The organism is Dietzia cercidiphylli, from assembly GCF_039531545.1.
In the GTDB taxonomy this organism is placed as follows: Bacteria; Actinomycetota; Actinomycetes; order Mycobacteriales; family Mycobacteriaceae; genus Dietzia; species Dietzia natronolimnaea.
This window is the reverse complement of the sequence record NZ_BAAAQG010000011.1, coordinates 1-12,019: the sequence shown is the minus strand read 5'-3', so window position 1 is coordinate 12,019 and position 12,019 is coordinate 1. Positions and strand designations below refer to the sequence as shown.

10 protein-coding genes and 1 tRNA gene are annotated in these 12,019 nt (G+C 71.6%); 5 read left to right on the top strand and 6 right to left on the bottom strand.

All coding sequences use genetic code 11. The annotated features are described in order from the left end of the window. Positions 1-52 precede the first annotated feature (52 nt). A complete protein-coding gene (locus ABD250_RS12080) occupies positions 53-1,525 on the top strand; it encodes a hypothetical protein (RefSeq protein ID WP_344392503.1) in 1,473 nt (490 codons plus the stop codon). On the opposite strand, the gene ABD250_RS12075 is transcribed toward ABD250_RS12080, so the two are convergent. From ABD250_RS12075 to ABD250_RS12060, 4 genes are all read right to left on the bottom strand, one after another. Then, positions 1,464-3,545 (bottom strand): acyl-CoA dehydrogenase family protein, encoded by a 2,082-nt coding sequence (locus ABD250_RS12075; protein WP_182657976.1) that lies wholly within the window; start codon positions 3,543-3,545, stop codon positions 1,464-1,466. The genes ABD250_RS12080 and ABD250_RS12075 overlap by 62 nt on opposite strands. Before the next feature lie 118 nt (positions 3,546-3,663). After that, positions 3,664-3,737: transfer RNA gene (locus ABD250_RS12070), tRNA-Pro, on the bottom strand. Positions 3,738-3,824: 87 nt separating this feature from the next. Beyond that, the gene (locus ABD250_RS12065) at positions 3,825-4,811 is read right to left on the bottom strand and encodes a metallophosphoesterase (RefSeq protein ID WP_182609467.1); all 987 of its coding nucleotides are present in this window, start codon (positions 4,809-4,811) and stop codon (positions 3,825-3,827) included. A 47-nt stretch (positions 4,812-4,858) separates the two neighbouring features. Then, positions 4,859-7,243 carry a transglycosylase domain-containing protein gene (locus tag ABD250_RS12060; RefSeq protein ID WP_182657977.1) on the bottom strand — a complete coding sequence of 795 codons (2,385 nt, stop codon included), beginning with the start codon at positions 7,241-7,243 and terminating at the stop codon, positions 4,859-4,861. A gap of 270 nt (positions 7,244-7,513) precedes the next feature. On the opposite strand from ABD250_RS12060, the gene ABD250_RS12055 reads away from it, so the two are divergent. Then, complete coding sequence (locus ABD250_RS12055; RefSeq protein ID WP_170114850.1) at positions 7,514-7,891, top strand: WhiB family transcriptional regulator; 378 nt, start codon at positions 7,514-7,516, stop codon at positions 7,889-7,891. Positions 7,892-8,033: 142 nt separating this feature from the next. Here the strand turns inward: ABD250_RS12055 and bagB are convergent, their stop codons facing one another. Continuing rightward, positions 8,034-9,140 carry an ArsA family ATPase gene (bagB, locus tag ABD250_RS12050; RefSeq protein ID WP_179524408.1) on the bottom strand — a complete coding sequence of 369 codons (1,107 nt, stop codon included), beginning with the start codon at positions 9,138-9,140 and terminating at the stop codon, positions 8,034-8,036. A 1-nt stretch (position 9,141) separates the two neighbouring features. Continuing rightward, positions 9,142-10,218, bottom strand: a complete 1,077-nt coding sequence (gene bagA, locus ABD250_RS12045) for an ATPase BagA (RefSeq protein WP_241730491.1) — start codon at positions 10,216-10,218, stop codon at positions 9,142-9,144. A 65-nt stretch (positions 10,219-10,283) separates the two neighbouring features. On the opposite strand from bagA, the gene sp36 reads away from it, so the two are divergent. From sp36 to ABD250_RS12030, 3 genes are read left to right on the top strand one after another with little or no spacing between them, the layout of a single operon-like run. After that, on the top strand, positions 10,284-10,451 hold the full coding sequence (gene sp36, locus ABD250_RS12040) for a Sp36 family protein (RefSeq protein WP_182657975.1): 168 nt from the start codon (positions 10,284-10,286) through the stop codon (positions 10,449-10,451). Further along, the gene (locus tag ABD250_RS12035; protein WP_182657974.1) at positions 10,451-10,930 is read left to right on the top strand and encodes a RidA family protein; all 480 of its coding nucleotides are present in this window, start codon (positions 10,451-10,453) and stop codon (positions 10,928-10,930) included. Before sp36 ends, ABD250_RS12035 begins: the two co-directional genes overlap by 1 nt. A gap of 9 nt (positions 10,931-10,939) precedes the next feature. Continuing rightward, the gene (locus tag ABD250_RS12030) at positions 10,940-11,776 is read left to right on the top strand and encodes an MBL fold metallo-hydrolase (RefSeq protein ID WP_344392496.1); all 837 of its coding nucleotides are present in this window, start codon (positions 10,940-10,942) and stop codon (positions 11,774-11,776) included. Positions 11,777-12,019: the final 243 nt, after the last annotated feature.

Here is a 12,019-nt window from a genome sequence, read left to right as displayed (position 1 = left end):
CATGCCGAATGACCTGCGGGAACGAGTGCGCCACGTCACTACCATCCACGGCATGCCCCCCACCCCCAGTGCAGCCGACCGCGCGGACGAACCTCTGGACGACCCGGTCGACGAGCCCGTCGACGAGCCGGTCGGCGGGGCGCCCAGCGGCCCGGGCCCCGGCAGGCGGGCCCTCGCGCTGGTCGTGGTGATCCTGCCGCTGGTCCTGGCGGCGCTGTGGGCTGCCGTCGGCCCCGCCCCGGACGGGGACGCCGACCGCGCCGGCGCGGGTGGTCCGCTGCAGTCCGCGCTCGCCGACGCCTCGGCCCAGTCCACCTTCACCAGGGCGGGGGCGGAACAACTCCGTGACGGCTCGGCCGAGCTGGCGGACGGCGCCGAGCAGATGCGGGCGGGTGGCGCCGAGCTCGCGGACGGGATGGACCAACTCCAGTCCGCGATCGGTCAGGCGGGCTCCGGTGCGACAGAGGTCGCCGGGGGAGTGCGGGAGGTCGTCGGAGCGGTGCGCGGGGTGGCGGTGATCCAGGGACAGGTCTCGACGGCGATCGACGACGCGCTGGGGCGCCTGCAGGGCGACGCCCCCGAGGTGGTCCGGGCCCGGGAGGCGCTGACCGGGCTGCAACAGCAGCTCGCCACCCAGGGGATGGGGCAGGGCACCCTCGACGGACTCGACGCCCTGGAGGGCGGGGCCGACGAACTCGCCCGTCAGCTCTCCGCCCCGGGCGCGCCCCTGCGGGACGGCGTGTTCCAGGTGACCCGCGGCTCCCACGAGCTGCGGGACGGGGCCGCCGAGCTCGCCGCCGGGACCGGGGAACTGCGCGACGGTGCCGCCGGGGTCGCCGGGTCCGCGGAGCGGACAGATGACGCGATCGGCCGGGCCGGGCGGGCCCTGGCGGCGGAGCGCGGGGACGCCGGGGCCGCCGCCGCGGAGGCCGCCGACGACACCCAGCGCCGCACCTCGGCCGGGATCCTCGCCCTGGCCGCGGCGGCGGTGCTCGGTGCCCTGCTCGTCGCCCTGGTCCGCCGGCCCGGCTCCGGCATCACCGAACCGGTGCTCGCCCTGGCCGTGCTCTCCGCGGGCCTGTCCGCGTGGGCCCTCGCCACGGCGGATGCGCCGACCGCCGCGACCGCGGCCGCCGTGGTGGGCCTGATCCTCCTCGTCGTCGTCGCCTCGTCGACCCTGTGGCACGCGCTGACCGTCGTGCTCGGCACCTGGCCCGGCCGCGTCGCGGGACTGCTCGCGGCGGCCGCCTCGATCGGGGTCGCCTGGTGGGTGTGGGTGTCCGGAGGCGCACCGACCGCAGCGTTGACGGCGGTGTCGGGTACCCCGACCGGCCAGGCCACCGCAGCCCTCGACGCGGTCCTGCTGGGTGGTTCCCCCACCGTGGCGTGGACGGCCGCCGCGGTGCTGGCCGCGGTGGCCCTGTGCGCCGCGGTGGCGGCCGGGATCTGCGGTCAGCGGCCCGTCAGCCGCGCTCGTCGGCTCCCGACGTGGTCTCGAGGGGGGCGTCCACCCCGCCGTCGGTGAGCATCGGGACGTCGAAGACGAACTCGGGGATCGCGAAGGCGTCCACCAGGGTCCGCGCCTTGCCCGCGAGCTTGGTGCACAGGCGGTTGCGGGCGGCGGTCGCGGCCTTTGTGCGCTCGGTCGTCAGGCGGTTGTGCTCGAGGAACCACCCCTTGTCGCGGTCCACGATGTCCAGGACGTAGAGGTCACACAGCGTTCCCAGGACCTCCTTGGCCTCGGGGTCCTCGCAGGCGTCCACGGCCTCGGCGAAGCGGGCGAACACCCAGCTGTCCATGTGCGCGCGCCCGGCCTGCAGCATGTGGTCCTGCGCCGAGTTGAACACCTTGAACGCCGCCGAGCCGTCCTCGCCCTGGGCCTTGCGCAGGCGGCGGGCGACCGTCTCCAACAGGTGCTCCTCGCGGTCCACCAGCAGTTCCAGCTGGTTGGCGCGGTCGAGCAGGTCCGTGTTCTCCCGGTCCGTCACCGTGTCGATGAGCTTCTGCCACAGCGTCGACGCGCGGGCCTTCTCCTGCACCACGTCCACCGCGGTGGTGAGGGCGAAGGCCACGGTCTCGCGCTGGTCCATGTCCCCGAACTCCGCGGCGTAGGCGCCGAGCAGCTCTTTGGCCACCAACTGCGTCAGCACCACGTTGTCGCCCTCGAACGTCGAGAAGACGTCGCAGTCCGCGCGCATCTCGGTGAGCAGATTCTCGGCCATGTACCCGGCCCCACCGCAGGCCAGACGGGCCTCGATGATGGTGTCGTTGGCGAAGCCCGTCACGGTGGCCTTGATCCCCGCGGCGTGGGACTCCATCTCGCGGCGTCGCTCGGCGTCGAACGCCTCCGGGTTCTTCTCGAAGTCGTGGAGCTCGGCGACGATCGCGTTCTGGGCGCACGCGTAGGCGTACGCGCGGGCCACCCGCGGCATCAGTCGACGCTGGTGCTCGCGGTACTCGAGCAGCGGGATGCCCTTGCCCGTCGCGGGGTGGTCGAACTGGCGGCGGATCAGCGAATACCGTACCGCCAGTGCCAGTGAGGTCCGGGCCGCGGCACCGGCGGCCGCACCCACCGAGACCCGGCCGCGGATCAGCGTGCCGAGCATGGTGAAGAAGCGGGCACCGACGGAGTCGATGGGCGACGAGTACTGTCCGTCGGCGTCGACCGCACCGAACCGGTCGAGGAGCGCCTCACGGGGAACACGGACGTGGTCGAACATGATCTTGCCGTTGTCCACGCCGAGCAGTCCGCCCTTGTGCCCGTGGTCGGTGGTGGTGACCCCCGGCAGGTCGTTCCCGGCCTCGTCCCGGATCGGCACCAACAGGCAGTGGACGCCGTGGCGGAGCTCCTCGCCGTTCTCGGCGTGGGTGATGAGCTGCGCGAACACCGCGGCCATGGAACCGTCGCGGGCCGCGTTGCCGATGTACCACTTCTCGGAACTCGGAGTGGGGGAGTGGACGACGAACTCGCCGGTCTCCGTGTCGAAGGTGGCGGTGGTCTCGAGGTTCTGCACATCCGACCCGCCGCCGAGCTCGGTCATGGCGAAGCAGCCCATCAGGTCCAGGGACATGACGCCCGGCAGGTACTTCCCGCGCGTCTCGGCGTCGCCGAGATTGGCGATCGCCCCGCCGAACAGACCCCACTGCACGCCGGCCTTGACCATGAGGGACAGGTCGAGGTGGCCGAGCATCTCGAAGGAGGTCAACGCCCCACCGGTGTCCCCGGTGCCGCCGTCCTCGGTGCGGAACCCCAGCCCGGGCATGCCCGAGTCGGCCAGGCGCCTCATCTGGTCGAGCACGTGGGCGCGGTGCTCCTCCATAGTGACCCCGATCGGGTTGAGCATGTCCGGGGTCATGGCCTCGCGCGTCATCCGCCGTGCGTCCGCCCAGCGGCCGTCGAGGACCTTCTGGAGCCCGGCGGCGAGGGCGGGGTCCCCCTGGCCGGTGGTGGTGATGCGGCCGTAGTGGGGATGGCCCGTGTGGGTCGTCTGGGGGGCTGCCGCCCCCGGGGCCGCGGCGTTCTGGACGTCGGTCTGGGAGGTCATGACACGACTCTACGGATCGTCCACGCCGAAGTGCACCGGTAGCGCGGCCGGAATCGGACCGTCAGGGGACGCAAATGACCGAGGTCCCGGACCGTGAACGGCCCGGGACCTCGCATTGTCGGGGTGGCGGGATTCGAACCCACGACCTCTTCGTCCCGAACGAAGCGCGCTACCAAGCTGCGCCACACCCCGGTGACAACGAGGGATACTCTAGCGCCCCGCCGGGTGATTCGCGAAACCGGGGTGATTCGCGAAACCGGGGTGATTCGCGAAACCGGGTCAGGCCGGCAGCGGCACCCGTTCGCGCAGAGGCGTCTCCGGCACCGTCGCGTCGTCTCCGCCACCGCCGGGTCCGGCGACCAGTTCGAGAAGTGTGGCCTCGGGCCTGCAGAACGTCCGGACCGGCACGTACGGCGAGGTCCCGAGTCCGGCGGACACGTGCAGGACCAGGTTCCGGCCCCACGCGGACAGGCCCTGCGCCCGCGAGCGGTCGATGCCGCAGTTGGTGACGATCGCCCCCGTGGGCAGGCAGAGCTGTCCGCCGTGGGTGTGGCCCGCCACCGCGAGGTCGTACCCGTCGGCGTCGAAACGGTCCAGTACCCGGGGCTCCGGGGAGTGGACCAGCCCGATCCGCAGGTCGAACGCCGGCCCGGCGGGTCCCTCGATCTCGCTGTAGCGGTCGCGACCGATGTGGGGGTCGTCGACGCCCGCCACCAGGACGCGCCGGCCGTCCACGACGATCTCCGCACGCCGGTGGGTGGCGTCGACCCAGCCCCGCTCGGAGAACGCCGCCTTGAGGTCGCGCCACGGCAGCGGGACGGACGAGTGCTTCTTCCGGCCGATCCCGAGGTAGGACAGGGGGTTCTTGGGCACCGGGGCGTAGTAGTCGTTGGAGCCGAAGACGAACGCCCCGGGCCGGCCGAGCAGCGGGCCGAGCGCCTGCACGACCGACGGCACCGCGCGCACGTCCGACAGGTTGTCGCCGGTGTTGAGCACCAGGTCCGGCTCCAGCCGCGCCAGTGCCGCCAGGAAGTCCTGCTTGCGCTTCTGGCCGGGCATCATGTGCAGATCCGAGATGTGCAGGATCTTGAGGGGCTCCGACCCCGGCGCGAGCAGGGGGAGCGAGTGGCGTCGGACGGTGAACGCGTTGCGCTCCCACCCCGAGGCGTAGACGGTCCCGGCCACGACCGCCCCCGCGAGGACGGCCGCCGCGCGGGCGGAGGGACTCGACGGGGTGCTCTGGGGCCGACGTGAGGGGCGTTGCATCATTTCACTCTACCGGCGGTTGCGGGAACCCTCCCCGGCCGCGGCGACTACCTCGGGGGCGAGATGGTGATCGGTGCGAGCCCGGGGACGTTGAGGACGACGGGCTCGTCGCCGATCGCGGCCCCCGGTCCGGACGCGCCCTGGCCGTCGGTGCCCCGCGCCGCGGCACCGCCACCGCCGCCCGAACCGTCGGAGACGCGGAGGGTGATCTGGGATCCGGGGATGCCGGTCCCGCCGTCGAGTCCCACGACCGTCCCGTAGGGGCGTCCGGTGCCGGACACGAACTGGGTGTTGACGACGAATCCGGCTCCGGTGAGCAGGGAGGTGGCCGCCGACTGGCTCATCCCCTCGACATCGGGTGTCCCCGCCCCGCTGGTGCCCGCCTGGAACGCGGGATCCGGCGCGGGCAGCTGGACCGGGCCGTAGATCTGGGCGATCGGGGCGAACGCGGAGAACCAGGTGTTGGCCGGCTCGAGACCGCCGAAGAGGTTTCCGTACGAGCACTGCCGCAGCGGGCTGGTGCACAGCTCGCTGGTGGTGGTGCCGTCGTTGAAGGCGTAGACGGCGGCGGAGTAGTGGTTGGTGAAGCCGAGGAACGCGGAGGAGCGGTTGGCCTCGGTCGTCCCCGTCTTGCCCGACATGGGAAGGCTCCACCCCGCGGCACCCGCGGCGCCCGCGGCGGTGCCGGCCCCCACGTGGTCCTTGGACAGGGCCACCGAGAGCGTGTCCGCCAGCCCCGGCTCGACCACCTGCTCACACCCCGGCTCGCTCAGCTCGACCGGCTTGCCGGTGCGGTCGGTGATCGACTCGACGGGGCTCGGCGGGCACCACATCCCGCCGGAGGCGAGGGTGGCGCCGACGTTGGACAGTTCCAGAGCGTTGACGGCCGTGGGCCCGAGGGTGAACGACCCGAGGTTGTTCTTCTTGATGAACCCGGCGATCGAGTCGCCGTCCGCCGCGGTCCCCTTGCGGTCGTACGACCGCATACCGAGCCGCACCGCCATGTCCACGGTGGGGGCGACCCCCACGTCCTTGATGAGGTTCACGAAGGTCGTGTTGGGCGACTGCGCGAGCGCGTCCGCGACGGACAGGGAACTCGGGTACGACCCGGCGTTCTCCACGCAGTACTGGGCGGGCGGGCACCCGCGCGCGCCGCCGGAGCCCAGGCCCGAGACCTGGACGCGGCGGGGGACGGCCAGGCTGGTGTTGGTGCCCATGCCCTTCTCCATGGCCGCGGCCACCGTGAAGACTTTGAACACCGACCCCCCGCCGTCGCCGACCAGCGAGAACGGCTGCGGCTGGACGGTCTGGCTGTCGCCCAGTTCGAGGCCGTACTGGCGGCTCGAGGCGATCGCCACGACCTTGTGGGACTCCCGGCCGGGGCGCACGACGCTCATGACCTCGGCCACGCCCTGGCCCGTCGGGTTGCCGTAGGTGTTGAGCGACCGCTGCACCGAGTCGTGGACGGTCGGGTCCAGGGTGGTGCGGATGGTGTACCCGCCCTGCTGGACCATCTCCCGGCTCAGGCCGTTCTGGTCCAGGTAGTCCAGCACGTAGTCGCAGAAGAACCCCCGGTCACCGGCGGTGATGCAGCCACGGGGCAGCGAGTTGGGCCGCTCCAGCACACCGAGGGGTTCGGCGGCGTAGGCCGCGCCCTCGGCCGGCGTGATCGCGCCGGTCTGGACCATGGTGTCGATGACGGTGTCGCGGCGGTTCTTGGTGTCCTCGGGGTTGGCGTACGGGTTGAACATGCTGGTGGACTGGATCATCCCCGCGAGCATGGCGGACTGCGGCACGGTGAGTTCCGAGGCGTCGACGCCGAAGTAGGTCTGGGCCGCGGTCTGGACCCCGAAGGAACCGTTGCCGAACGAGATCAGGTTGAGGTACTTGCTGAGGATGTCGTCCTTGCTCATCTCGCTGTCCAGCGTGAGCGCCATCCGGATCTCTTTGATCTTGCGCGCCGGTGTGGTCTCCACGGCCGCGCGGCGTTCCGCGTCGTTCTCCGCGGAGACGAGGAACTGGTAGTTCTTGACCAGCTGCTGATCGATCGTCGAGGCGCCCTGCTGCACGTCCCCGGACGTGGCGTTGGTGAGCGCCGCGCGGATCGTGCCCCGCCAGTCCACACCGTTGTGGTCGGCGAACCGGCGGTCCTCGATCGCGATGATCGCCAGCTTCATGTTCTGCGAGATCTCCTCGCTCGGGACCACCACCCGCTGCTGGTCGTACAACCAGGCGATGGGCGTCCCCTCGGAGTCGGTGACCGTGGAGATGGACGGCAGATCACCCTTGATCAGGTCCGCCGAGGTCCCGGACAGCGAGTCCGCCATCTTGTTGGAGGCCAGCCCCGCCGCCCCGGCGATCGGGAACAACGACCCGGCCGCCACCACCCCGGCCGCGACACAGGTCGCGACCAGCTTTCCCAGCGAACTCATAGCCGACACGGGGCCAGAGTACGTGAACACCCCTGTCCCGCCACCCCGTGAGGCGTCCGCAGCACACGACTCTTTACTTCTGTTGTGTGACTACGGTAACAATATGAGGGAGCGCGGGACGTTTCGAACCCGGATGATGTCGTGGTCCGACGGCACTCACGGCCGAGAGGCTCCCGTGGACACCGTGGGCCCGCCGCGCCGGGTGGGTCCAGAAGGCCGGAGGCGTGTACGGCAACCCGTCCGCGACTCCACACAGACAGGGGTACATCGATGACGGCCACCCTTCCCGGGACCTCCCGCACCGACGACGCCGGGGTCCGCCCCGGTTCAAGCAATCCCCTCGGGTCCGAGGAGACGATCATCGGGGAGGGGCGCCAGGAATGGGTCGCCCAGGCCCGGTGTAAGGACATCGACCCGGACGAGCTCTTCGTTCGCGGCGCCGCGCAGCGCAAGGCGGCCTCCATCTGTCGCCACTGCCCGGTCCTCCTGCAGTGCCGGGCCGACGCGTTGGACAACCGCGTCGAGTTCGGGGTCTGGGGCGGGATGACCGAGCGTCAGCGCCGCGCTCTGCTCAAGCAGCATCCCGAGGTACGGTCCTGGGCCGACTTCTTCGCCCAGCAGATCGAGCGGCACACCGTCATCTACTGACGTCACCTGATCGGCCCCGTACCCCGACACCGACGCGACCCGCGGCTCCCGCCGCGGGTCGCGTCGTATCACCGGGTCCGGTCACCCGGATGACCGTCCGGCCGCTCTGGTCATCCGCAGAGCTGGTCGCCGGGACAGCTGGTCACCCGCAGAGCTGGTCGCCGACCGAGCGCAGGGCCTCCAGGTTGGAGATCTCGAACGGCAACGACGGCACGCCCACGATCCGCACGTCCGGATGGGTGTCGGTGAACGACTCCAGCAGGCGGACCTCCTGCTTGGCCGTGCCGGCCCGGTCGGCGTGGATCCGCAGCACCGCCTCGGCCTCCGGGTTCCCCGCCAACCGGTCGGCCGCAGCACACGCCTGCTCGGCCGTGAGGTCGGTCAGCCGGGGGTGGGTGCGGTTGATCACGACCCCCGCGAGCGGCATCTCCTCCTCCGAGAGCCGCTCGGCGAAGAACGCGGCCTCGCGCAGGGCGGGACGTTCCGCGGACGAGACCACCAGGAACTCGGTGCCCTTGCGGCGCAGGATCGCCTGGGTGCGCGAGGCCCGGGTGGCGAATCCACCGAACGTGGAGTCCAGCGCCACGACCATCTCGGAGGCGTCCTTGAGCATGGACGAGCCGACGACGGCCGAGACCCCCCGCATCGCCGTGCTCATGGCGCCGGTCATCAACCGGCCGACCCCGCGACCGGGCGCCGCGAACACCCGCATGAGACGGCTGTCCATGAACGCGCCCAGTCGGCGCGGGGCGTCGAGGAAGTCGAGGGCGTTGCGGGAGGGAGGGGTGTCGACGACGACGAGGTCCCACGTCGAGTCGTCGAGCAACTGGCCCAGCTTCTCCATGGCCATGTACTCCTGCGTGCCGGCGAAGGAGGTGACCATGGTCTTGTAGAAGTGGTTGTCCAGGATGGACTGCGCCTTCTCGGGCGTGGTGTTGGCGGTGACCAGCTCGTCGAACGTGCGACGCATGTCGAGCATCATCGCGTGCAGCGACCCGTCCGAATCCGCGTGCTCGGGTCCCAGGTCCACCCGGGACGGCTCGTTGGAGAGGCTGTCGATGCCCAGCGCCTGCGCGAGGCGCCGGGCCGGGTCGATGGTGAGCACCACGGTGTCGCGGCCGAGCTCGGCCGCACGCAGGGCCACCGCGGCGGCGGTGGTGGTCTTGCCCACGCCGCCGGCGCCGGTGCAGACCACGACACGGGTCGCGGGGTCGGTGAGCATTCCGGTGATGTCGAGACGACGAGTCATGTCAGTGCACTCCCTGATCGGCGAGGGCGGAGGCGAGGTCGTACAGGTCGGCGACCTCGACGCCGTTGGGCAGGGCCGGCAGCACGAGGGTCGGGCAGCCGGACGAGGTCAGGGTCTCGCCGGCCGCGAGCTGGCCGCGGGCGACGCGGGCGTGTTCGATGGCCTCCACCAGGAGCCCCTGCAGGCCCTCGTCGTCGAGCTCCACACCGGTCTCCTCGAGCCCGGCCAGCACCGCCTCCGCATCGATGTCCTCCTCGGCGATCCGCTGGAGCGCGGCGTCGTCGAGGTGCCTGGTCTCGGCCCGGTTGATGATCACCTGGCCGACCCGGAGGTCGTGGGAACGCAGCTCCTCGATCGCCTCGATGGTCTCCTGGACCGGTAGCGACTCGAGCAGGGTGACCAGGTGGACGACCGTCTGCGGGGAGTGGACCAGCTCGGAGACGGCATCGGCCTGGCGGCGGATGGGCCCGCCGGCGGCCAGGTCGGCCATCGCGGTGGTCACGTCGAGGAACTTGCCGATGCGGCCCGTCGGTGGGGCGTCCACCACCACGGCGTCGTACACGACCTCCTTCTTGGCGTGCTGGCGCGTGACGACCTCGTAGATCTTGCCGGTCAGGAGCACGTCCTTGAGACCGGGGGCGATGGTGGTCGCGAACTCGATCGCGCCCACCGACTTCATCACCTTGCCCACCACCCCGAGGTGGTAGAAGGTGTCGAGGTAGTCGAGCATCGCGGCCTCGATGTCGATGGCCAGCGCGAACACCTTGCCGCCGCCGTCCACCCGGGCCACGAGTTCCTCGCGGTACGGCAGGGGGGCGCGGTCGAAGATCCGGGAGATTCCCTGGCGTTCCTCGACCTCGACCAGCAACACGCGCTTGCCGGTGGAGGCCAGTGCCAGCGCGAGCGAGGTGGCGACCGTGGTCTTGCCCGTTCCCCCCTTCCCGGAGACGTAGTGGAGATCTGCGCGGGCGGAGGAGTCGGACCAGCCGGTGGACAGCTGGTCGGCGATGGTCGCCCTCGTCGACTGTGTCCCCTGGGTTCGTGTCGCCTGCGTTCCTGGATTGTCGGTGGACGGCATGCATTCCAGACTAAGCGCTTCCACCACCGCGCGCGGGCTGCTCTCGACTTCCCTAGAGTGGGGGCATGAGCGAATCCACCGCAGCCCGGTTCGAGTACGCGACCGTCCCGCTGCTCACCCACGCCACCAAGCAGATCCTCGACCAGTGGGGCAGTGACGGCTGGGAGCTCGTTTCCGTGCTGCCCGGGCCCACCGGCGAGCAGCACGTCGCCTACCTCAAGCGCCGGCTCTGATGTCGGAGGGCGAGGGCGGCGGCTACTGGACCCGCAAGCTGGAGCAGCTGGGGATCGACCTGCCGACCGTGGTCACCCCGCTGGCCAACTACGTCCCCGCCGTGCGGACGGGGGCGTACGTCTACACCTCCGGTCAGCTGCCGATGGTCGACGGTGCCCTCGCCGCGACCGGCAAGGTCGGCGCCGGGGTCGCGCCGGAGGTGGCCGCCGGTCTCGCCCGGACCTGCGCACTCAACGCGCTCGCCGCGGTCGACGGCCTGGTGGGCATCGACTCGGTGGTGCGGATCGTCAAGGTCGTCGGGTTCGTCGCCTCGGCGCCGGGCTTCAACGCCCAGCCCGCGGTGATCAACGGCGCCTCGGACCTGCTGGGTGAGATCTTCGGCGACGCCGGCGTCCACGCCCGCTCCGCCGTCGGGGTGTCCGAGCTGCCGCTCGACGCGCCCGTCGAGGTCGAGCTCATCGTCGAGGTCGAGGGCTAGGGACGGACCATGGCGACGTCCGGCGGTCTGGCCCCGATCACGTTCCCCGCGTACGAGACGCTGCGCCCCGTCACCGACCTGGCCGGCGTGATCCTCTGCGACAACCCCTCGGAGATGACCTTCGAGGGGACCAACACGGTCGTGCTGAGGGCCCCGGGATCGCCCACCGCCGTGGTGGTGGATCCCGGTCCGGACGATCGCGCGCACGCCGAGCGGATCGCCGCCATCGTGGGGGAGATCGAGCTCGTCGTCGTCACCCATCGTCACGGGGACCACACCGACGGGATCGACCACCTCCGCGCGCTGACCGGCGCGCCGGTCCGAGCGATCGGGGAGCGGTACTGCCGCGACGCCGGGCCACTGGTCGACGGCGAGGAGATCCACGCCGCCGGGCTGGACATCATCGTGCTGGCCACGCCCGGGCACACCGTGGACTCGGTCAGCCTCGAGGTACGGCCCGCAGGCACCGGGTTCACCGCCCCCGCGGACTGCGTGGTGCTCGGAGACACGATCCTGGGCCGCGATTCGACCGTCCTGGACTCGACCGATGGCGACCTGGGCGACTATTTGGAGAGCCTCGACCTGCTGGCCGCCCGCGCCGACGGTGTCGTGGGTGTCCCCGGGCACGGGCCGGACGTGGACAACACCGCGCGCGCAGCCCAGGTGCTCGCCCGCCACCGGCGGGACCGGCTCGAGCAGATCGTGGCCGCCCGGGAGGAACTGGGTCCCGGCGCGTCCGCCGAGGCCATCACGCAGCACATCTACCAGGACGTCACGCCGTTCCTGCTCAAGGTGGCCGAGCAGTCGACGCTCGTGGCCCTGCGCTACCTGGACCGGTCCGGGTAGCCCGACGGGTCCGGCCCGCCCAGCGGCTCCGGCCCGCCCAACGGCGCCGGCCCGCTCAGCGGCGCCGGCCCGCTCAACGGCTCCGGCCCGCCCGACGGCGCCGGCCCGCCCAACGAAAAGAGCGTTCCGCTCACCCCTCTCTCGGGGGATGTGTGCGGAACGCTCTTGACGATGAAGCTAGTGGGTATCTCCGTTAGTGCGTCGGGGGTCAGGCCGCTGCGCGGAGCGTGCCGTCGTTGTTGA

What these genes read in the sequence shown, in the direction of transcription:
- ABD250_RS12080 (WP_344392503.1), top strand. Translation starts at nt 53, where the DNA reads ATGCCCCCCACCCCCAGTGCAGCCGACCGCGCGGACGAACCTCTGGAC.
- ABD250_RS12075 (WP_182657976.1), bottom strand. Translation starts at nt 3,545, where the DNA reads ATGACCTCCCAGACCGACGTCCAGAACGCCGCGGCCCCGGGGGCGGCA.
- ABD250_RS12065 (WP_182609467.1), bottom strand. Translation starts at nt 4,811, where the DNA reads ATGCAACGCCCCTCACGTCGGCCCCAGAGCACCCCGTCGAGTCCCTCC.
- ABD250_RS12060 (WP_182657977.1), bottom strand. Translation starts at nt 7,243, where the DNA reads ATGAGTTCGCTGGGAAAGCTGGTCGCGACCTGTGTCGCGGCCGGGGTG.
- ABD250_RS12055 (WP_170114850.1), top strand. Translation starts at nt 7,514, where the DNA reads ATGACGGCCACCCTTCCCGGGACCTCCCGCACCGACGACGCCGGGGTC.
- bagB (WP_179524408.1), bottom strand. Translation starts at nt 9,140, where the DNA reads ATGACTCGTCGTCTCGACATCACCGGAATGCTCACCGACCCCGCGACC.
- bagA (WP_241730491.1), bottom strand. Translation starts at nt 10,218, where the DNA reads ATGCCGTCCACCGACAATCCAGGAACGCAGGCGACACGAACCCAGGGG.
- sp36 (WP_182657975.1), top strand. Translation starts at nt 10,284, where the DNA reads ATGAGCGAATCCACCGCAGCCCGGTTCGAGTACGCGACCGTCCCGCTG.
- ABD250_RS12035 (WP_182657974.1), top strand. Translation starts at nt 10,451, where the DNA reads ATGTCGGAGGGCGAGGGCGGCGGCTACTGGACCCGCAAGCTGGAGCAG.
- ABD250_RS12030 (WP_344392496.1), top strand. Translation starts at nt 10,940, where the DNA reads ATGGCGACGTCCGGCGGTCTGGCCCCGATCACGTTCCCCGCGTACGAG.